This is a genomic window from Flavobacterium soli DSM 19725 (assembly GCF_000422705.1).
Lineage (GTDB): Bacteria > Bacteroidota > Bacteroidia > Flavobacteriales > Flavobacteriaceae > Flavobacterium > Flavobacterium soli.
On sequence record NZ_KE383907.1, the window covers coordinates 33,588 to 54,121 of the forward strand.

19 protein-coding genes are annotated in these 20,534 nt (G+C 36.4%); 12 read left to right on the plus strand and 7 right to left on the minus strand.

Going from position 1 to position 20,534, the window contains the following annotated elements; genetic code table 11:
* Window positions 1–55: 55 nt before the first annotated feature.
* From G508_RS0115650 to G508_RS0115680, 7 genes are all read left to right on the plus strand, one after another.
* Window positions 56–1,063, plus strand: coding sequence for a glycosyltransferase family 2 protein (locus G508_RS0115650; protein WP_026706190.1), 1,008 nt, complete (start codon window positions 56–58; stop codon window positions 1,061–1,063).
* A 161-nt stretch (window positions 1,064–1,224) separates the two neighbouring features.
* Window positions 1,225–1,776, plus strand: a complete 552-nt coding sequence (locus tag G508_RS0115655; protein ID WP_026706191.1) for a serine O-acetyltransferase — start codon at window positions 1,225–1,227, stop codon at window positions 1,774–1,776.
* Complete coding sequence (locus G508_RS0115660) at window positions 1,777–2,895, plus strand: glycosyltransferase (protein WP_026706192.1); 1,119 nt, start codon at window positions 1,777–1,779, stop codon at window positions 2,893–2,895.
* Window positions 2,892–3,965: a glycosyltransferase gene (locus tag G508_RS0115665; RefSeq protein ID WP_026706193.1), complete on the plus strand. Its 1,074-nt coding sequence runs from the start codon at window positions 2,892–2,894 to the stop codon at window positions 3,963–3,965. The genes G508_RS0115660 and G508_RS0115665 overlap by 4 nt, the downstream gene beginning before the upstream one ends.
* The gene (locus tag G508_RS0115670) at window positions 3,966–5,309 is read left to right on the plus strand and encodes an O-antigen ligase family protein (RefSeq protein WP_026706512.1); all 1,344 of its coding nucleotides are present in this window, start codon (window positions 3,966–3,968) and stop codon (window positions 5,307–5,309) included. It abuts the gene before it with no gap.
* Complete coding sequence (locus G508_RS0115675; protein WP_035695016.1) at window positions 5,281–6,288, plus strand: glycosyltransferase family 4 protein; 1,008 nt, start codon at window positions 5,281–5,283, stop codon at window positions 6,286–6,288. The genes G508_RS0115670 and G508_RS0115675 overlap by 29 nt, the downstream gene beginning before the upstream one ends.
* An 85-nt stretch (window positions 6,289–6,373) precedes the next feature.
* Window positions 6,374–7,750 (plus strand): exopolysaccharide biosynthesis polyprenyl glycosylphosphotransferase, encoded by a 1,377-nt coding sequence (locus G508_RS0115680; RefSeq protein WP_407918638.1) that lies wholly within the window; start codon window positions 6,374–6,376, stop codon window positions 7,748–7,750.
* Here the strand turns inward: G508_RS0115680 and G508_RS0115685 are convergent.
* Together G508_RS0115685 and G508_RS0115690 are read right to left on the minus strand one after the other, a co-directional pair.
* Window positions 7,719–8,852 (minus strand): lipoprotein N-acyltransferase Lnb domain-containing protein, encoded by a 1,134-nt coding sequence (locus G508_RS0115685; RefSeq protein ID WP_026706196.1) that lies wholly within the window; start codon window positions 8,850–8,852, stop codon window positions 7,719–7,721. The two genes, G508_RS0115680 and G508_RS0115685, sit on opposite strands and share 32 nt — an antisense overlap.
* A 16-nt stretch (window positions 8,853–8,868) precedes the next feature.
* Window positions 8,869–9,939, minus strand: coding sequence for a putative type IX sorting system protein PorV2 (locus G508_RS0115690; protein WP_245569884.1), 1,071 nt, complete (start codon window positions 9,937–9,939; stop codon window positions 8,869–8,871).
* A gap of 95 nt (window positions 9,940–10,034) precedes the next feature.
* Between G508_RS0115690 and G508_RS0115695 the strand changes: the two genes are divergently transcribed.
* Both G508_RS0115695 and G508_RS0115700 read left to right on the plus strand, forming a co-directional pair.
* Window positions 10,035–10,739, plus strand: a complete 705-nt coding sequence (locus G508_RS0115695) for a CDP-alcohol phosphatidyltransferase family protein (RefSeq protein WP_035695017.1) — start codon at window positions 10,035–10,037, stop codon at window positions 10,737–10,739.
* 338 nt (window positions 10,740–11,077) lie between these two features.
* Complete coding sequence (locus G508_RS0115700; RefSeq protein ID WP_026706199.1) at window positions 11,078–11,932, plus strand: glycoside hydrolase family 25 protein; 855 nt, start codon at window positions 11,078–11,080, stop codon at window positions 11,930–11,932.
* A gap of 132 nt (window positions 11,933–12,064) precedes the next feature.
* On the opposite strand, the gene lptB is transcribed toward G508_RS0115700, so the two are convergent.
* The 4 genes from lptB to G508_RS0115725 all read right to left on the minus strand — a co-directional run bounded on the left by lptB (window position 12,065) and on the right by G508_RS0115725 (window position 15,175).
* Window positions 12,065–12,805, minus strand: a complete 741-nt coding sequence (gene lptB / locus G508_RS0115710; protein WP_026706200.1) for an LPS export ABC transporter ATP-binding protein — start codon at window positions 12,803–12,805, stop codon at window positions 12,065–12,067.
* A 238-nt stretch (window positions 12,806–13,043) separates the two neighbouring features.
* A complete protein-coding gene (locus G508_RS0115715) occupies window positions 13,044–13,394 on the minus strand; it encodes a carboxymuconolactone decarboxylase family protein (RefSeq protein WP_026706201.1) in 351 nt (116 codons plus the stop codon).
* A gap of 12 nt (window positions 13,395–13,406) precedes the next feature.
* Window positions 13,407–14,210, minus strand: a complete 804-nt coding sequence (gene tatC, locus G508_RS0115720) for a twin-arginine translocase subunit TatC (RefSeq protein WP_026706202.1) — start codon at window positions 14,208–14,210, stop codon at window positions 13,407–13,409.
* Window positions 14,210–15,175 carry a KpsF/GutQ family sugar-phosphate isomerase gene (locus G508_RS0115725; RefSeq protein WP_026706203.1) on the minus strand — a complete coding sequence of 322 codons (966 nt, stop codon included), beginning with the start codon at window positions 15,173–15,175 and terminating at the stop codon, window positions 14,210–14,212. The genes tatC and G508_RS0115725 overlap by 1 nt, the downstream gene beginning before the upstream one ends.
* A gap of 86 nt (window positions 15,176–15,261) precedes the next feature.
* Here G508_RS0115725 and recQ point away from each other — a divergent pair, with 86 nt between their 5' ends.
* Window positions 15,262–17,457: a DNA helicase RecQ gene (recQ, locus tag G508_RS0115730; RefSeq protein WP_026706204.1), complete on the plus strand. Its 2,196-nt coding sequence runs from the start codon at window positions 15,262–15,264 to the stop codon at window positions 17,455–17,457.
* Window positions 17,458–17,515: 58 nt separating this feature from the next.
* Here the strand turns inward: recQ and G508_RS0115735 are convergent, their stop codons facing one another.
* Window positions 17,516–17,758, minus strand: coding sequence for a hypothetical protein (locus tag G508_RS0115735; protein WP_026706205.1), 243 nt, complete (start codon window positions 17,756–17,758; stop codon window positions 17,516–17,518).
* A gap of 128 nt (window positions 17,759–17,886) precedes the next feature.
* Here G508_RS0115735 and G508_RS0115740 point away from each other — a divergent pair, with 128 nt between their 5' ends.
* Both G508_RS0115740 and G508_RS19665 read left to right on the plus strand, forming a co-directional pair.
* Complete coding sequence (locus tag G508_RS0115740) at window positions 17,887–18,939, plus strand: DUF2891 domain-containing protein (RefSeq protein ID WP_026706206.1); 1,053 nt, start codon at window positions 17,887–17,889, stop codon at window positions 18,937–18,939.
* A gap of 42 nt (window positions 18,940–18,981) precedes the next feature.
* Complete coding sequence (locus G508_RS19665; RefSeq protein WP_026706207.1) at window positions 18,982–20,526, plus strand: T9SS type A sorting domain-containing protein; 1,545 nt, start codon at window positions 18,982–18,984, stop codon at window positions 20,524–20,526.
* Window positions 20,527–20,534: the final 8 nt, after the last annotated feature.

The window sequence follows — 20,534 nt, forward strand, 5'->3', positions numbered from 1 at the left end:
TTAGGCACAGTACTATTGAATACTAATTTCTATATTTGTTCTGTTAAAATAGCGTATGGAATTCTCCTTAATAATATGTACTTATAAAAGAGCTCAGCCGCTTTTACGACTTTTAGAATCGGTAGCCTTGCAAACCGTATATCCATTCGAAATTCTAATTATTGACGGAAGCCCAGACCACGATACTTACCTAATGCTTAGTCAGCATACTTTTCGAAATATCAAGTATCACAAAGTTGAACCTAAAGATAGAGGACTCACCAAACAACGAAATTTTGGAATCAGTAAGGTTGATGGAAAAGCAGCAATAGTCTGTTTTCTAGATGATGACACCGTTTTGGATGCCCATTATTTTCAAGAAATTCTTGCGACCTATGCGAAGTATCCAGAATCGCTTGGTGTGGGAGGATATATTACAAATGAAGTACAATGGACTTTCGTTGGTGAAAAATTTGTTCCTAAAATCGAGGAGTTTTATTTTGACGGATACATTAGAAAGGAGGGCTCACGATTTGTGGTACGAAAAAAATTAGGGCTAGATTCAGATGTTCCGCCGGGATACAGTTCTGAGTTTTCACATGGAAGAAGCATCGGTTTTTTACCGCCATCTGGCAAGATTTATGCAACCCAACAGCTAATGGGGGGTGTTGCTTCATTTAAAAAAGAAGTTTTTGAAACCCTACAGTTTTCAACCTATTTTGAAGGATATGGATTATATGAAGATGCTGACTTTACACTCCGACTCTCCAATCTCGGAAAATTATTTGTAAACACAAATGCCAAATTAGCTCATTATCACGATGCTTCAGGCCGTCCTAATCAATACGAATACGGTAAAATGGTAGTGCGAAACGGTTACTATGTTTGGCGTGTAAAATATCCAAAACCTTCATTTATATCCAAAACAAAGTGGCATTCCATTACGCTTCTGCTCACGCTAATCCGCATGACAAATGTACTTGACAGGTCGAGTGTCAGAAGAAAAGAAGCCTTTACAGAGGCCTTGGGCAGAATTGTAGGGTGGTGGAGTTTGTTTTTCTCAAATCCGCTAAAGAATACATAATTATTCTAAAAATGATATTATGAATTGTTGTAAATATCTATAAAACAAACTTTTAAAGTGAATATTATTTGTCATATTTAGAATAAAAAAGTATTTAGGGTAAAAAGTATAGCCATTTTAAGCCTTAATTGTATATTTACTTTTTAAAACTATTAATACGTATGAATACTTTTAATCTTATTGTAACAGATTATAGAAAGTATAAAAAATACGGAGGTAATTTTTTTACGATTGTATTTTTTACCCAAGGTTTTTGGGCTATTTTTCAATATCGTATTGCACATTCCGTTTATAAAATGAATATACCTATTTTGAAGCAATGTTTTCAGTTACTATGCTTGTTTTGGCAAAAAGTAATTGAAATTTTAACTGGAATTTCCATTCCTGCATCTGCGAAAATTGGAAAATCATTTTATATTGGACATTTTGGAGGAATTATTCTAAATGCCAACGCTTCAATAGGGGATAATTGTAATTTGTCTCAAGGAGTGACGATAGGGATTTCAGGACAGGGAGAAAATAGAGGGGTTCCGATAATAAGAAACAATGTGTACATAGGTGCCAATAGTGTAGTTGCTGGTAAAATTGTTGTGGAAGATGATGTTTTAATTGCGGCTTGCTCCTTAGTAAATAAAAATGTGATGTTCAGAAGTGTTATGATGGGAGTCCCGGCCATTAAAGTTTCAGAAAAAAGTTCGGAGGGGTATATCTAAATGAAGCTATTAATTATATCATCTGCACCAATTGTAACAATCAAAGGTTGCAATTATTTATATTCACCTTATGAAAAAGAAATTCGCTTATGGATTAAATATGCTAATCAAACTCAATTTTGTTGTCCTGTTTGGAGAGAAGATAGAGGCTTATTAGTGCACCCTATTTCCTTTGACATTGAGTCAACAGTTGAATTAAAAGAGTTTGATATAACTAAATTTAAAAATATACTAAAAGCTATTCCTCTTATTTTTATTAATGCTTACAGTGTGTTTAAAGCCATGCAAAAAGCTGATCATATTCACTTGAGGTGTCCCGGAAATATGGGTTTAATTGGAGCAGTGATGCAGGTTTTGTTTCCAAAAAAAACAAAAACGGCAAAATATGCTGGAAATTGGGATCCAAAAGCCCAACAACCTTTTACTTATAAGCTCCAACGCTGGATTTTAGCCAATACTTTTTTAACTCAAAACATGCAAGTTCTTGTATATGGAGAATGGGAAAATCAATCCAAAAACATCAAGCCTTTTTTTACCGCAACCTATAGTGAAAAGGATAAACTGCCAATAGTAGAACGAGGCTTTGAAAATACAATAGAACTGCTCTTTGTTGGTGCCTTAGCGAAAGGGAAACAACCTTTATATGCTGTGCAAATGGCAGAAGGTTTACACGAGTTAGGTTGTAAGGTACGACTTAAAATATACGGAGAAGGAAAAGAGAGAGGACAATTAGAGGAGTATATCAAGCAAAAACAATTAACCAATGTTGTTTTTTTAATGGGAAATCAAGCAAAAAATAATGTGAAAGCAGCCTATCAAAACAGTCATTTTCTTATCTTGGCTTCCAAAAGTGAAGGATGGCCAAAAGTAGTTGCGGAAGCGATGTTTTGGGGGTGTGTTCCAGTTGCAAGTTCTGTTTCTTGTGTTTCGACTATGCTAGGAAACGAAGAGAGAGGTATGCTTTTGACAATGGATTTGGCTATTGATGTGACGAAGATTAAAAATTTAATTCATAATGAAACTGCCTTTTTTGAAAAAAGCAATAAGGCAGCAGAATGGTCTCGGAATTATACACTTGATTATTTTGAAAGTGCTTTACAACAACTCTTAAAAGCATGAGAACACTACAACTTATTGATGCCCTTGATGCTGGTGGTGCAGAACGTATGGCAGTCAATTATGCAAATGCCCTTTTGGGCAAGGTTGCATTTTCTGGACTTGTTGCTACCCGAAAAGAGGGGCCTTTGAAAGATCAGTTGGAACCCGGTGTTTCGTATCTGTATTTAAACAAGGAAAAAACATTAGATTTGAATGCAATTGCACGTTTACGAGAATTTGTACAACTTCATCAAGTTTCAATTGTCCATGCTCATGGCACTACTTTTTTTATAGCTATTTTACTCAAATTTGTTGTTCCTAGATTGAAGATTGTATGGCATGATCATAATGGAGCCAGAAGTAATCAAAAAAAAGGGCATAATAAAGTTTTAATTTTCTGTTCTTATTTTTTTAGTAGCATTATAGTAGTTAATCAACAATTAGAGGAATGGGCAACGAGAAATCTTTTTACCCGAAAAATTATATATCTGCCTAATTTTACCTTACCCAATCCTAATGAGGAGAAGCAAACAATCTTGAAAGGTCAAACAGAGAAGAGAATTGTTTGTCTTTCGAATTTACGTCACCCTAAAAATCATTTAACTCTGACAAAGGCTTTTTCCAATACAGGTCTGGCTAAAAAAGGATGGACGTTGCATTTTGTCGGGAAAGATTATAAGGATGAATATGCTAACACATTAAAAGAGTGTATTTTTGAACTTCAAGTTGAGCAGTATGTGTTTCTTTATGATAGTTGTTCTGATGTTGACTTTATTCTAAGTCAAGCCGAAATTGGTGTTCTGGCTTCTTATTATGAAGGTTTCCCCGTAACTTTATTAGAGTATGGGATTGCTGGTTTGGCTGTAATTTCCACCAATGTTGGTTATTGTGGATCAATCATACAGCATAATACAAATGGGTTGTTGTTTGATCCCACAGTTATTGGAGAATTAGAACAGCATTTCTTATCCTTATGCAATGATGCCACATGGAGATATGCTCTAGGGCAACAATTAAAAAAAGATGTAGCTGAACTTTACTCCACTGATGTTCTGATTACAAAAGTGTTACAACATTATCAATCTTTGTAGATGCAGCAAAAACAACTTACTTATATTACATTACTTCTAATACATTTAGGATTAGGATTTTTCCTTTTTCTATTTCCTTTTCTTTCTAAACTTTTTGGTCTCGTTATTATCGGTATAGGAGTTTTGGTAATAATTAAAAATAAAAATCAAAATAATGAAGCACTTTATGCTTCAGCTTACATGATCGGTGTGGAGGTGTTATTAAGAATGACAGATGGTGTTTTTCTTAACGAACAAGGAAAGTATGGAGTGATATCATTTCTTTTCTTAGGAATGCTGTATCGTGGTTTTTCAAAATATGCTTTTGTGTATTGGATCTTCTTACTCTTGCTTATTCCAGGAGTTGTGTTATCAACCACCGAGTTGTCCTTAGAAGCAGATATTAAGAAAGCTATTTTTTTCAATATTACTGGTCCTGTTTGTCTTGGGGTTGCCTCGATTTACTGCTATCGAAGAAGAATTACTTTTGAACAGTTAAATAATATAGTAATAGCTATGGCGTTACCCATAGTTTCTATCTTAACTTATTTATTCTTATATACACCTAGCATCGAAGAATCCGTTACAGGAACCAGCAGTAACTTTGAAACCTCTGGAGGATTTGGCCCAAACCAGATGTCAACCATACTAGGTTTGGGAACCTTCCTTTTTTTTGCACTATTGCTTTTAAATTCCAAATCAAAAAAAATCATTTTAATTCACACCTTTCTATTGTGTCTAGTTGCCTTTAGAGGGGTCGTAACCTTTTCTCGTGGAGGGGTTTATACAGGTTTGGTTATGGTAATTATACTTCTACTAATGGTCTATAAATTTGCTAAATCAGGGACAAAAGTAAAACTAGTATTTATTGCCATTGGAGCCTTACTTTTAGGTTTGGGAGTTTGGGCTTATAGTTCTGTACAGACTAGTGGACTTATTGATAGACGGTATGCCAATGAAGATGCAAGAGGTAGACAAAAAGAAAGTGAGTTGTCTGGAAGAGAAACATTGATAGCAACTGAACTGCAAATGTTTGTTGAAAATCCAATTTTAGGGATTGGGGTGGGAAGAAATAAAGAGTATCGTAAAGAATTAACTGGTATTGAAGCGGCTTCCCACAATGAATTGTCAAGGATGTTGGCTGAACATGGCTCATTAGGAATTTTAGGGTTATTGATTCTAATCTTAACCCCTTTATTCTTATCGTTAGATAACAAGCAAAATCTCTATTTGTTTTCGTTTTTTGCCTTTTGGCTCCTCACCATCAATCATGCTGCCATGCGAATTGCTGCACCTGCCTTTGTCTATGCACTATCACTCTTAAAAGTTGTATCCATTGAAAAGCCTCCTCTACATAGGGAATAAACTCTCCCAACATGGTGTTTCTGTTACTACAATTGAAACCTTGGGGCCTTTGTTAGAAAGCGAAGGTTATAGGGTTTATTATGTTTCATCTGAGAAAAATATGGTGTTGCGAATGCTAGATATGCTGTGGCAGATGTTTCGATTGCGAAAGATGTTAGATATGGTTTTGATAGATACTTACAGTACCTCCAGTTTTTGGTATGCCTTTTTGGTCAGTCAGTTGGCAAGGATTTTAAAGCTTCGATATCTTCCGCTATTGCATGGAGGAAATCTTCCAGAACGTTTGAAAAACAACCCAAAACTTTGCAGCCTGTTATTTGGAAATGCCGCAATCAATGTTGCTCCTTCTCGCTATTTGTTGCATCATTTTACGGTAAGCGGTTTTAGCAATACGGTATTTATTCCCAACACGCTTGAAATTGCAAACTATACCTTTAAGGAACGTGAAGCAATTGTCCCACAGTTACTTTGGGTACGAGCGTTTGCCGAAATCTACAATCCCAGTATGGCCGTTGAGGTGCTGCGAAAGCTGAAGACTCAATTCCCCGATGCTACATTGTGTATGGTTGGACCCGATAAGGATGGTTCGCTTGTTACCACTAAAGCTTTGGCGAAAGCCTATGAATTGGATGTAACTTTTACCGGAAAACTCTCCAAAAAGGAATGGGTAAACTTGTCTGCAAATTATAGTATTTTTATTAACACTACCAATTTTGATAATACTCCAGTGAGTGTCATGGAAGCGATGGCATTGGGCTTGCCTGTTGTGAGTACGAATGTTGGAGGGATTCCCTATCTGCTTGAAGACGGAGTGGATGCATTGCTTGTCGAAGCTAATTCAGTATCGCAAATGGTTACAGCGGTTGAACGTTTGTGTAGTGATCCTCATCTTGCTACAAGCATAACCAGAGCTGCAAGAGCTAAAGTGGAGGCTTTCGATTGGACGAATGTGCGAAATGCTTGGAAAAATGTTATTTAATTAATATGCAACAAGTAACAGTTTCTATAAAAAATGTTAAATTGCAAATCTTATCAAAGGCTTAATACAGATGTTTTCTAAAAAAATGCATTTTGAAATTTCCGAAAGGAAAATACTCTTACGACTTTTTGACGTGCTTACAGTAATTGGTGCACTTTCATTGGTAGGGAATATTTTTGCCTTCGATTATTTTAAAATTACACACGTCAGCTTCTACTGGACTTTGGTTCTTGCCTTGTATTTAAATATACTGGGAACCGTTTTTGAAATGTATAACCTTCAAGTCGCCAGTAACCAGTTCCAGATTATCAAAAGCATCTTGTTGACTTCCTCAGCAACGGTTCTGTTCTTTTTGCTTACCCCAATTTTTACTCCCGTTTTGCCATCAAACCGATTGCAGATTGTCTATTTCTTTTTATCCATCACGCTCTCCTTGTTTGTCTGGAGAATATTTTACCAACGCTTTCTGGCTTCACATCGCTTTTTGAAACGTGTGATCATGGTTTGTGACCAAAACCAGTTGCAACAGCTCGTTGATTCTTTGGAACAAGCCGATCCGCATTATAAGATTATTGGTTTTGTAGATACGGATTTAAGCAACAGTATTGATAAAGGCATTTTTGGGATACCATCCGTGTCAATTTCAAATATTGAAAGTTTTGTCAAGCAAAACAGTATTTCGGAGATTGTGATCGCTTCTCAAAAAACAGATGGCATCACAGTCGATTTGTATAATAATTTACTGCTTTTATTGGAATCGGGATTTGTAATTCGAGAATATACCCAAGTATATGAAGCCATTACGAATCGTATTCCCATACAACATTTTGACAAGGATTTCTACCGCTATTTCCCATTTAGCAGAAGCAATCAAAACAGGCTTTATTTATTGATCGTGAAGTTTTTAGAAGTTCTCTTCTCGCTTCTAGGATTGTTGATTGGGTTGGCAATTTTACCCCTTGTCTTGATTGGCAATTTAATTGGAAACCGAGGCCCTCTTTTTTATACCCAAACCCGAGTGGGACAAAACGGTATTCCTTTTGAAATCTATAAATACAGAACCATGATTCGAAATGCTGAAAGTGGTGGTGTTCTTTTTGCTACTGCTGGAGACATACGAATTACACCTTTCGGTAAATTTTTAAGAAAGACCAGAATAGACGAAATCCCCCAATTTATTAACATCCTTAAAGGCGATATGGGATTTATTGGGCCACGACCAGAACGTCCATTTTTTGTAAAGGAGCTTGCTGCTATCATGCCGTTCTATGAAACACGACACGTCATCAAACCCGGACTGACCGGATGGGCTCAAGTGAATTATTCCTATGGTGAAACGATAGAGGAAAGCCTAGTTAAACTGCAATATGATTTATATTATATCAAGCACCGAAGCGTTTTCCTCGATTTGAACATCATCATCAAGACCTTTAGTACGGTTTTGTTTTACCGAGGCCAATAATATCTTTTTCAGGATAAATCAATCGCAATAACAGGATTGCCGTTGTGATGACAATAGGCAAAACAATGAACAAATGAATCTTGTTGAGCATATAGACTACATAGATCCCCAAAAAAGCCAGGCATATCCATGAAAATTTTTTAATCCATTTCAAATTATTGGTTGCCAGGAAAAAAATCAAAACCAAAAAAAGCGGATTAAATAGCAAAACATTGTAGTTCCACAAAACTTCTTGGTGCAACGAATACAATCCAATCAAAGAAAATAATAGCCCGATTGCTCCAAGAATCAGAAAGTAAGTTACTTGCATTGTTTTTTTCTTAATCAGGACAAAAAGTAGCAACACAACAATCAACGAATAAATACTATCCAGAAAAGAAAAAGCAGAAGGTCTATTGGCTTCAAAAATAACATTGGTTTCTTTTACCAGCGGTTGATTTTTATAAGCAGTAACTTTTAAATTATCAAACAAATCTAAAGGCAAAAACATAATCCTTGCTTGGTCATCAACCCTATGTCCGAAAATAATATTGATCCCCAGTTTTTGATAAAAATGATTTTCAACATAAGGGAACAAAACATCCCTGTAAGTTTTCGAATCGATGTTGTGCTTCACAATTGGTTGGTCTTCCAACACTCCGTTTACAACATCAATCACTTTAGTCGTGCAATTTCTATCGATGAATTTATAGGTATAAAACTTGTCATTCGATGATAAGGAAACATTTAATTTATTAATCAAGGACTCCTTTTCAGTAACAGATAAATTCAAAACCTGCTCATAAATAGACCTGTTTTCTACCCTGTAGCTGTATTCAAAATCATCATAAGGATAGGCTGCAGCATAATATTGAAGATCACCTTTTACAAATTTGAACATAAAATTTGGTGTACTAAAATCGAACATCCCGTAATTATACACCAAGTCGATGTTTTTGGTTTCGTCTTTTATACGTAAAGCGGTATGTCCGTATAAAGAATGAGAAGCATCAGCAGTTCCAACGGTCAAGATACTCACGATAGTATTATCTGAAACCAATGATTGTGAAAAACCTATATGAAAGCTGATAAAGCAGAAGAAAAAAAGTAATTTTTTAATCATTGGAAATACTATATAGTTATCTGAAAATACCCAAATCCACTTTCACAGAAAAAACATTCGAATACAAAGCAGCACTTTGGTCGCCCAAATCTGTCAAGGCATAATCAATCTGGATGCCTTTATACTTAAATCCAAGTCCGATGTTGGGTTGAAAATTTACCTTTTCGCTTCCATCAAGCTGCATTACATTCTGGAAATTTCCAACACCAGCACGAAGAAAAACCAAGTCCGTGTAGCCAAATTCAAAACCCAGTGCAGGGTCGATACTCACAGCTTTTGTAGAAATGATATCGTTGGTTTGTTCAAAACGCATATTTAGGTTAGTTGCAGCCAAAAGACTAGTGTCATTATGAAATTCAAATTTCTTAGAAATTCCCAGTTGGGCTTTAGGTAAAGTAATCTCAGTACTCTCTGGAGGTTCCTGATTTTCACCCGGAATCGCATTGGCTATTTTTTCATATTCCTCCTCGTCAATATTCCAAATGTTGTAAGTAGTCGTAATGTCGCGAAGCATCAAGCCGAAGCGCCAATCATTACGTTCAAATTGCAATCCGAAATCAAAACCAAATCCCCAGGAATTAGCAAAATCGCCAATCACCCTTCGAATCACTTTCGCATTCACACCATATTGAAATCCAGGTACAGGCAATTTTCTAGCATACGAAAAAGTAAACCCATAATCAGCAGTAGAAAACAAGCTAATCCTGTTGTAATCTATGTTTCCCTCACCATCAATCAATTCAGTCGTGTTCATAATATCATCAACACCAAAACGAATCATAGAAATTCCCCAAGCACTTCGGTCGTCAATTGGTTTTGCATAGGCAGCATAATCATATTGGGCAATATTTGCAAAATAACTGGCATGCATCAATGCCACCTGACCGTCTTCAAGGTTCACCAATCCCGCCGGATTCCAATACCCCGAATTCACATCGGTAGTACTTGCCACAACAGCATTCGACATACCCAAAGCCGCAGCATCCACGCCAATGTTCATGAATTCATTAGAATATTTTCTAACTGCCTGACTGTAAGTGAGTGAATAGGTTAAAAGGAAAGCAATGAATGCGGTTTTTTTCAACATCTTTAATTTTTGCAAATATCAAATAAAAATCTCTAATAAAAAACGCACATCTCTTTAAGTTATTGTACTAAATTTGTTTTTCAAAAATTATTCAGATGAACATCAAATCGCACGTTCCCAATATCATAACCCTTCTCAACCTTTTTTGTGGCTGTATCGCTGTAGTTTTTGCCTTCAACAAGCAATTCGAAATGGCGTTTCTATTCGTTTCTCTGGGAATTTTTCTTGATTTCTTCGATGGTTTTTTTGCACGTCTCTTCAATGTTTCCAGTGAGCTAGGCCTGCAACTCGATTCCCTTGCCGACATTGTCACAAGTGGTCTGGTTCCAGGGCTCATCATGTTTCAAATGATGTCGGCTTCCACAGTCGGACCAGTTTGGTTTCCTTATCTAGGATTTATCATCACCTTAGGATCCTGTTACCGTCTCGCCAATTTCAATATCGATACCCGTCAAACCGATTCGTTCATCGGACTTCCAACACCTGCAAACGCATTGGTAATCTTGAGTTTGCCACTCGTTTTGAAAGACACCACTTCCTTGATTATGGTGGAATTACTCACCAATCAATGGTTTCTATTAGTCATCACCCTTTGTAGTGCTTACATCCTCAATGCCGAAATCCCACTCTTTTCACTCAAAATAAAACAATTCAGCTTCGCCAAATACAAGCTCCAAATCGTGTTTTTACTACTTTCCATTTTACTACTCATTTTCTTCAAGTTTCTAGGAATTCCGTTGTTGATTATGATGTATATTTTACTTTCCATCATCAACAACAAACAAAAAAAGAACCTTTAATTTTTTTAGCAACGAATCGCTCGGGCCAAAAATAAAACCATTTTCCCGCTGCAGCAACTCGCTTTAAAACTGTTAGTCACAGTTTTAAGAGCTCAAACAATTGCAGCATCGGGGTTAGAGAAGAAATCCATTTACACAACTAGATGAAATAATTCAACACCAATTCCGCAAATTAACACCAATTCAAAAGTCAATAACCCATTGTCTTAATTTTTAGTTGCCAAAGGCAAATTTGTGTAATTTTACAAATCAAGTTTTCGTGTAAATCCGTGCAATTCGTGTAGAAAGTATTTTTATAAATCTTTACATTTTTCAATTTTTAAATCTTTCAATCCTGTATGAAGAAACCAACACCAAGAAAGAAACCAGCTCCAAAACGAAAAACCAAAAAGAAATCTTCTTGGCTACGAAACCTGCTTCTAACACTTGGCGTTTTGTTTGTCATTTTTGCAATCGGATATCATTATCGTGACGGTTTGACCTATTATCTCGGCTTCAAAACCGATAAAATCATCAAAGAAGAAACGGAACAAAAGCGACTTTCCGATGTCCGAAACTTCCAAATTCTTTCCAAATATAAAGACAAAATTGTAGGCATCGATGTTTCAGAATACCAAGGCAACATCCTCTGGGATTCAGTAAAAAATATCGAAGGCACTTTTCCTATACAATTTGTAATTCTCCGTTCAACAGCCGGAAACAATAGAGTAGATGCCAAATTTCATCAAAACTGGAAAGCCCTCAAAAATCAAAACATGATCCGAGGGGCCTATCACTATTATCGTCCTAATGAGAATTCCCTTGAGCAAGCCGAGCTCTTCATCAAGACTGTCAAACTCAAGAAAGGCGATTTACCACCGATTTTAGATATCGAAAAACTACCTAAAAACCAATCTATCGACAGCTTGAAAGTAGGGCTAAAGCGTTGGCTCAAAAGGGTGGAACAACATTATGGAGAAAAACCCATCATCTATTCCGGAGAAAGTTATTATACTGATTTTCTCGAAGAAGAATTCGCCGACTATAATTTCTGGATTGCCAACTATAATTTCTTCGTAGAAAACATCAAGGACGATTGGCTCATGTGGCAATTCACCGAAAAAGGGAGCGTTTCAGGAATAGAAGGCAATGTCGATGTGAATATTTTTAACGGGAATCTTCAAGAGTTGAAGTTTCAGACGATAGGGAATTAGTTGGGAGATGGAAGATGGAAGTCAGAAGATGGAGAAGTTCGGAGAGTTTGGGAAGAAAAAAAACCTAAAAAGTACTTTCTAAGTAACTTTTTAGGTTTGGTTTTATATTTTTTCTCTAAACTTCCCTCTCAATTAAAACTCTAGCTTCTTCTTCCTCAACTCAAAATTCTGACCAAGATACACCCTTCTTACCATTTCATCCTGTACCAATTCCTCAGGAATACCTGCTTTTAGAATTCCCCCTTCAAACATCAAATAGGTTTTATCCGTTATCGCCAATGTTTCCTGAACGTTGTGATCCGTAATCAAGATCCCGATATTTTTATTTTTCAATTGGGCTACAATTCGTTGGATATCTTCAACCGCAACTGGGTCAACTCCAGCAAAAGGCTCATCCAGAAGGATAAACTTTGGGTCGGTTGCTAAGGCACGTGCAATTTCTGTTCGACGTCTTTCTCCTCCAGAAAGCAAATCGCCCCTGTTGGTTCGGATGTGTTGCAAACTAAATTCATCAATCAACGATTCCATTTTGGCTTCTTGTTCGGCTTTAGAAAGTTTCGTCAATTGCAAAACACTCAAAATATTATCTTCAATACTCAATTTCCTAAAAACAGAAGCTTCCTGAGCCAAATAACCAATCCCATGTTGTGCTCTTTTGTACATAGGAAAATCCGTAATGTTCATGTCATCCAAATATATATTTCCAGAATTTGGCTTTACCAAACCCACAATCATATAAAAGGAAGTGGTTTTTCCGGCACCATTCGGTCCCAAAAGCCCAACAATTTCGCCTTGGTTCACTTCTACAGAAATTCCCTTAACGACACTTCGGCCTTTATAGGTTTTGATTAAATTGTCGGCTCTTAATATCATTTTAATTAGATGTTTTGAAAATTAGATAATTAGATAATGCCAATTCTAAGGCAAAACTATTTTTTAGAAAAAAACAAGCTACAAAATTAAATAAGAATAGGAGAATAAGTTCATTCATTAACAAATTGTTGCGGTTTAAGTGACAACAATTTTCAAATTATCTCCTTTTCAAATTAATTAATTTCCTCTTGCATCCACAAACTGAAACTGAAAACTGGGACTGAACACAGAATCCTGATTACTGACCACTTTCCTCCAATGCTTCCCAAAACTCGTAAGCTCTTCTTAAATGTGGGACTACAATCGTACCTCCAACTAAAGTAGCAATTCCCATTGCTTCCATCATTTCTTCTTTGGTAACGCCTTCTTTGTAGCTGGTTTCCAAGTGGTATTTCACGCAGTCATCACATCTCAAAACAGCAGATGCAACCAAGCCTAGAAGCTCTTTGGTTTTTACATCCAAAGCGCCTTCCGCATAAGCGTTTGTATCTAAATTGAAAATCCTCTTGATGATTTTGTTATTATCAGCAAGCAATTTCTCATTCATCTTCCCGCGATAATCATTAAATTCTTTTACTAAATCTGACATAATTTGGGTATTTTATTTGTTCTTTTTATAAACGAATTGGGCAATAAAAATACTGATCTCATAGAGAATCCATAACGGAATGGTTACAATAACCTGACTGATCACATCTGGTGGTGTCACAATTGCGGCAATAATTAGGATAATTACAATAGCATATTTTCTATAATCCCTTAAAAATTGAGCACTCACAAGTCCGAGCCTTGCTAGGAAGAAAATAACAATTGGCAGTTCGAACACTAATCCTGTTGCAAGTGAGGTTGTTTTTACTAATCCAATATACGAATCGACATCAATTTGATTTTCAACTTGCGAACTGATGGTTAGATTTGCCAAAAAATTAATGGAAAGCGGTGTTAGGATAAAATAACCAAAGGCAACCCCAATAAAAAATAAAAGAGAAGCAATTGAAATGAAATATTTGATGTTCTTTCGTTCCTTTTCATACAAGGCCGGACTCACAAATTTCCATAATTCCCATAAGATAAAAGGGAAAGCAATGATGAATCCAGCTGTAATAGAAGTCCATAGAAGCATGGAAAATTGTCCTTCCATCGTACGATTCTGTAATTCAAAAGGTAGTTCCTGAATGCAAAAACTTTTGTCAAGGTCATAGGTGTTTGCCAATTCACAAAACCATCGATAGGTTATGAAATTGCCGTCTTTTGGTCCGAAGATAATAGTGTCGAAAATGAAATCGCTAAAATTGTAAGCAACAGCAGCACCAATTAATATTGCGATTGTACTTCGGATAAGCATCCATCTTAAAACTTCAAGATGGTCTAAAAAAGACATTTCACTTGGATTCTTTTTTGCCATTATACGATGCCTTCTTTTAAAATATCATGCAAATGCAGCACGCCTTTGTAGTCATCTCCATCAACCACAATGAGTTGTGTGATCGAAAAATCTTCCAAGATGTTCAAGGCATCCACCACCATATCGGTTGATTTTATCACTTTTGGATTCTTGGTCATAATATCTTTAGCTGTCAAATCTGAGAAAGTATCACGCTCGTTCAGCATTCTTCGGATATCGCCATCGGTTATAATTCCGATAACTTTATTGTCTTCCACCACTGCTGTTACACCAAGGCGTTTTTCTGATATTTCAAAAATAGCTTGCTTGATCGAAGCATCGGCACTCACCATTGGTTTTAATGAGTTTTCGAGCATGTCTTTTACGCGAAGTAATAATTTTTTACCCAATGCACCACCTGGGTGATACTTTGCAAAATCGTCACTTTTGAAATCCCTCATTTCCATCAGGCAAACCGCTAATGCATCACCCATAACAAGTTGTGCGGTTGTGCTATTTGTTGGAGCAAGATTTATTGGACAAGCTTCCATATCGACGGTAGTATTCAAAACATAATCAGAACCTTTTGCTAAAAAAGAAGTGATGTTTCCAGTCATACCTATTAATGTGTTTCCAAAACGCTTTAAAATGGGAACCAAGACTTTGATTTCTGGGCTATTGCCACTTTTTGAAATACATATTACAACATCTCCGGGTTGTACCATTCCTAGATCCCCGTGAATCGCTTCCGAAGCATGCAAAAACATAGAAGGCGTTCCAGTAGAATTCATTGTAGCTACAATTTTTTGAGCAATTATAGCGCTTTTGCCGATTCCAGTCACAATCAAACGGCCTTTTGCTTGGAAGATGATTTCGGCAGTTGCTACAAAATGGTCGTCTAGAAAATCAATCAGTTTTATAATGGCTTCACTTTCAGAGAGAATGGTCTTTTTGGCAATCGCCAATATATTTTCTTTTGTTATCAAAACAGAAATTGTATAAAATTTGTTGGTATAAAAGAAAGTTGTATCTTTATGTGGTGCAAATTTATGTAAAATACCCTAAATAAAGAATGAATTCAAACGAAATTGACATCCACAAAGAGTTAAAAAAGTATTTCGGTTTTAGCCAATTCAAAGGATTGCAAGAGCAGGTTGTAAAAAGCATCATCACAAACAATAATTCGTTTGTCATAATGCCAACAGGTGGTGGGAAATCACTTTGTTATCAATTGCCTGCTTTAATAAAGGATGGAACGGCAATTGTTGTGTCACCTTTAATTGCCTTGATGAAAAATCAGGTTGATGCGATACGAAGTTTATCTTCGGAAAACGGAATTGCACATGTTTTGAATTCCTCTTTAACCAAAACTGAAATCAATCAGGTAAAAAAAGATATTACATCTGGAATCACCAAATTATTATATGTAGCCCCAGAGTCACTTACAAAGGAAGAGTATGTGCAATTTTTAAAGAATGTGCCAATTTCTTTTGTAGCCATAGATGAGGCACACTGTATCTCTGAATGGGGTCATGATTTTAGACCAGAATATAGAAATTTAAGACATATTATAAAGCAGTTGGGTGATGTTCCAATCATCGGCTTGACTGCAACTGCAACGCCAAAAGTTCAGGAAGATATCTTGAAAAACTTGGATATGTCGGATGCAAATACCTTCAAAGCTTCTTTCAATAGACCTAATTTATACTATGAAGTTCGAACCAAGACTAAAAATGTGGAGTCGGACATCATTCGTTTCATCAAACAACACAAAGGAAAATCGGGGATTATTTATTGCTTGAGCCGTAAAAAGGTGGAAGCGATTGCTCAGGTTTTACAAGTAAACGGCATCAGTGCTGTTCCTTATCATGCAGGTTTGGATGCCAAAACCAGAGCCAAACATCAAGACATGTTTTTGATGGAAGATGTCGAAGTGGTTGTGGCTACAATTGCATTCGGAATGGGAATTGACAAGCCGGACGTTCGTTTTGTAATTCACCACGATATTCCAAAATCGTTGGAAAGTTATTATCAAGAAACAGGTAGGGCAGGACGAGATGGAGGAGAAGGTCATTGCCTTGCTTATTATTCCTATAAAGATGTAGAAAAACTCGAAAAATTCATGTCGGGTAAGCCGGTTGCCGAACAGGAAATTGGTTTTGCCTTGTTGCAGGAAGTTGTTGCTTATGCCGAAACTTCAATGTCGAGAAGAAAGTTCCTGCTGCATTATTTTGGTGAAGAATTTGACAGTGAAACAGGCGAAGGTGCTGATATGGATGACAACGTTCGGAATCCAAAGGCGAAAGTCGAAGCTAAAGACCAAGTCGTGAAATTGCTTCAAGTGGTTCGCGATACCAAACATTTATATAAGTCAAAAGAAATTGTATATACCTTAATAGGTAAGGTAAATGCGACGATAAAAGCCCATAGGACCGATTCTCAAAAGTTTTTTGGTTCTGGAGCTTCCTTCGAAGAAAGACATTGGATGGCCTTGATCCGCCAAGTTTTAGTGGAAGGATACTTGTCTAAAGATATTGAAACCTACGGAATTTTAAAGGTCACTGATAAAGGGTTGGATTATATTCAAAATCCGACTTCCTTTATGATGTCTGAAGATCATGAATATAACGAAACCGAAGACGAAGCGATTGTAACGGCTGCAAAATCTTCTGGAACCGCCGATGAAGTCTTGATGGGAATGTTGAAAGATTTGCGAAAGAAAGTGGCCAAAAAATTAGGCGTTCCACCATTTGTGGTATTCCAAGATCCTTCGCTTGAAGATATGGCGTTGAAATATCCAATTTCTCTCTCAGAATTGGGAAATATTCACGGAGTTGGAGAAGGAAAAGCGAAGAAATACGGTAAAGATTTTGTGGATTTGATCAGTCGCTATGTAGGTGATAATGATATCATCCGCCCAGACGATTTGGTGGTAAAATCTACAGGAGCTAATTCAGCGAATAAACTATACATCATACAAAACATTGATCGAAAATTATCCTTGAAAGATATCGCTTCCGCAAAAGGCTTAGATATGGATGCCTTACTGAAGGAGATGGAAATGATCGTGTATGCAGGAACGAAACTCAATATTAAATATTGGATTGATGATATCCTGGATGACGACCAACAAGAAGAAATCTTTGATTATTTCATGGAAGCCGAATCGGATAATATAAAAGATGCCTTAAAAGAATTTGATGGTGATTATGATACCGAAGAACTCCGATTGATGCGAATTAAATTTATCAGCGAAGTAGCGAATTAGTGATAAGTATTCAGTGGTCAGTATCTAGTAATGAGTATCTTCTTTTCAATGAATACTGTTACTGACCACTATAAATTTCCCCTCGATGCGGTTTCAAGGCATCACGAACAGAAACCATAAAATCATCAGTTACTACCATAAAAGCGATGGCATGCATTTCGCTGAAAATTTCGAAACCAGTTATGTTTAAAGGTAATTTCTCAATCTGGATATATTCTTTAAGATGAATCTCGTGGTGTTCGGCAGTTTTGGCGGAAGCTGGACCTCTAAAATCCCAAATGAGTTTGATTTGTCTTGACATTGTTTTTTTGCAAAGATAATTAAGGACTTGTGAACTGTATTTATTAAAAATTAAAAATTACGAATTAAAAATTACTACTTCGGTGAAACTGGGCTAATTTTAGTATTTTTGAAGGTAAATATATCTTTATGAAGATTCTAAACTACACTTTTCTGCTTTTTTCATCATTCGTTTTTTCGCAAGATCTCACACTCGAAAAAGCCAATCATCTCGCAACGCTACCTATAAAATGCCTTCAACAGGAATATCCGAATAAATTAAGTCAGTTGTTGATTGATAGTACTGAAATTCAATCGCCAAAAGTATTGCATCCCGCTTTTTATGGATGTTTCGATTGGCATTCGTCCGTTCATGGTCACTGGAGTTTAATGTATTTGCTGAATCATTATCCAAATCTTGACAAGAAAGAGGAGATTATCCAAAAGCTAAAAATCAATCTTTCAAAAGAAAATATCCAGGCAGAAATTGACTATCTTTCTAAAGCTCACGAAAAGTCTTTTGAGAGAACTTATGGCTGGGTCTGGTTATTAAAATTGCAATTAGAATTAGAAACTTCAAAAGAGCCTTTTGCAATAGAATTGTCACAGAATTTAAAACCTCTATCCGATTTGGTTATCGAAAGGTATATTGAATTCCTTCCAAAATTATTATATCCGATAAGAGTTGGGACTCATTCCAATACCGCATTTGGCTTGACCTTTGCTTGGGATTATGCTCTTCATTCTAACAATGTGTTATTTCAAAAAAGCATAAAGGAAAATGCTATTCGGTTGTTTCAAAAGGATGAAAATTGTCCGTTTACATGGGAGCCAAGCGGCACGGATTTTCTTTCGCCTTGCATGGAAGAAATCGGAATCATGCAAAGGGTTTTGCCTGAAAAAGAATTTTTAATTTGGTTGAAAGAATTTACCCCATCGCTTTTCAAAAAAGATTTTACTTGGGAAGTTGCAAAAGTTTCTGATCGAACCGATGGACATTTGGTGCATCTCGATGGATTGAATTTTAGTCGGGCTTGGAATTTGTATTTTCTGATCAACCAATATCCTAAACAATTTTCACACTTGAAACCATTGGCTGATACGCATTTGAATTTTTCATTGCCTTCGGTCGTCGATGGAAATTATGAAGGCGAACATTGGTTGGCTTCATTTGCTTTAAGGGCTTATGAGACTAAAAGGTGATTTTGTATTTAAAAAAATCTTACATTTGATAAAACAATCTATATGAAACACAATTACTTGACCCAAAAAAAAATTTTTTTTCTGACACTTCTTACTGCTTTCTGTTTGCAATCAAATGCTCAAACAGATTATACAGTAACGGCTATTCCGCATCAGGTTTATGTTGCATCTGTACCTGTTGAGTTTACATCTGATGATTTGTACACTCCTGCCATAACGCTTCCTTTTACTTTTAATTATTTTGGAATTGACTATGATCAAGTGCTCATCTCTACCAATGGATACATTGATTTTAGGACAGAACTTGCTGGACAGGGTTCTCCGTGGTCGTTTAATACAGCGATTCCAAATGCTAGTTTCCCGGTTAAGAATTCGATTTTAGCTTGCTACCATGATACGAATAATCAGGTTGGTGCTGGCTCAATAACCTATTCTGTTACGGGAGTTGCTCCTTACCGAAAATTTGTTGTTATTTTTAATAATCAACCACAATTTCAGTGCAATACGGCTGCAATAAGTACCTTTCAGGCCGTTTTATACGAAACCTTAAATACTATTGATGTTCAAATTGTGGAACGTCAAGTTTGTGCAACTTGGAATGGTGGTAGGGCTGTGATCGGTGTAATCAATAACGCTGGGACCGTTGCTGCTGTTCCGCCTGGAAGAAATACGGGAACTTGGACAGCACAGGAAGAAGGGTGGCGTTTTGCAACTTCAAATGTGTCAAATGCCTATAATTATACCAAATGTGATGATGATACGGATGGTTTGGTTGAATTTGATTTGCAATTGGTGGAAGATGAATTAGGTGAAGGAACAGTATCGTTCTATCCTACCTTATTGGATGCCCAATCCGTTACAAATGAAATTACAACAGCAACTTATACCAATGAAACAGCTTCTTTTCAAACGATTTATGCAACTGGAAATGGTGTTGTTACAGAGGTTGTTCTTAGAGTGGTTGATTGTGATAATGACTATGATTCGGATAGTGTTCCTACAGCAAATGAGGATTTTAATAACGATGGAAATCTCGCAAACGACGATACAGATGAGGATGGAATCCCAAATTTTATTGATAATGATGATGATGGCGACATGATTCTTACAAGTTATGAATATGCTTTCACTACTACAGAAAGCAGCCAGCAAAGTCCTCTGGATTCGCAAGATACAGATGATGATGGCATCCCAAACTATTTAGATAATGATGATGATGGTGACGGTGTTTTGACAATAAATGAAGATTATAATGGCAATAATGATCCATCCGATGATGATACAAATTTTAATGGATTGCCGGATTATTTGGAACAAGCCGTGGCTTTAGGTGTTGCAACTCCAACTTTGAATCATTTGATTTCACTGTATCCAAACCCAGCTGCTGATACTTTCACTGTCCTCAATAAAACGGATGTTGAAATTTCTACAATCTCAATTTTTGCAGTCAATGGAGCATTGGTCAAAGAAATTAAAAATGCACAAGAAGTGAATGCAGTTTCGATTTCGGATTTGCAAAGTGGTGTTTATTTCGTGAAGTTAACCACCGAAAATCAAGTTGTCAATTGCAAATTGATTAAAAAGTAAAAAATCAT

Bases quoted from the DNA above. Each gene is read 5' to 3' on its own strand.
- G508_RS0115650 (WP_026706190.1), top strand. From the start codon at position 56: ATGGAATTCTCCTTAATAATATGTACTTATAAAAGAGCTCAGCCGCTT.
- G508_RS0115655 (WP_026706191.1), top strand. From the start codon at position 1,225: ATGAATACTTTTAATCTTATTGTAACAGATTATAGAAAGTATAAAAAA.
- G508_RS0115660 (WP_026706192.1), top strand. From the start codon at position 1,777: ATGAAGCTATTAATTATATCATCTGCACCAATTGTAACAATCAAAGGT.
- G508_RS0115665 (WP_026706193.1), top strand. From the start codon at position 2,892: ATGAGAACACTACAACTTATTGATGCCCTTGATGCTGGTGGTGCAGAA.
- G508_RS0115670 (WP_026706512.1), top strand. From the start codon at position 3,966: ATGCAGCAAAAACAACTTACTTATATTACATTACTTCTAATACATTTA.
- G508_RS0115680 (WP_407918638.1), top strand. From the start codon at position 6,374: ATGCATTTTGAAATTTCCGAAAGGAAAATACTCTTACGACTTTTTGAC.
- G508_RS0115685 (WP_026706196.1), bottom strand. From the start codon at position 8,852: ATGATTAAAAAATTACTTTTTTTCTTCTGCTTTATCAGCTTTCATATA.
- G508_RS0115690 (WP_245569884.1), bottom strand. From the start codon at position 9,939: ATGTTGAAAAAAACCGCATTCATTGCTTTCCTTTTAACCTATTCACTC.
- G508_RS0115695 (WP_035695017.1), top strand. From the start codon at position 10,035: ATGAACATCAAATCGCACGTTCCCAATATCATAACCCTTCTCAACCTT.
- G508_RS0115700 (WP_026706199.1), top strand. From the start codon at position 11,078: ATGAAGAAACCAACACCAAGAAAGAAACCAGCTCCAAAACGAAAAACC.
- lptB (WP_026706200.1), bottom strand. From the start codon at position 12,805: ATGATATTAAGAGCCGACAATTTAATCAAAACCTATAAAGGCCGAAGT.
- G508_RS0115715 (WP_026706201.1), bottom strand. From the start codon at position 13,394: ATGTCAGATTTAGTAAAAGAATTTAATGATTATCGCGGGAAGATGAAT.
- tatC (WP_026706202.1), bottom strand. From the start codon at position 14,210: ATGGCAAAAAAGAATCCAAGTGAAATGTCTTTTTTAGACCATCTTGAA.
- recQ (WP_026706204.1), top strand. From the start codon at position 15,262: ATGAATTCAAACGAAATTGACATCCACAAAGAGTTAAAAAAGTATTTC.
- G508_RS0115735 (WP_026706205.1), bottom strand. From the start codon at position 17,758: ATGTCAAGACAAATCAAACTCATTTGGGATTTTAGAGGTCCAGCTTCC.
- G508_RS0115740 (WP_026706206.1), top strand. From the start codon at position 17,887: ATGAAGATTCTAAACTACACTTTTCTGCTTTTTTCATCATTCGTTTTT.
- G508_RS19665 (WP_026706207.1), top strand. From the start codon at position 18,982: ATGAAACACAATTACTTGACCCAAAAAAAAATTTTTTTTCTGACACTT.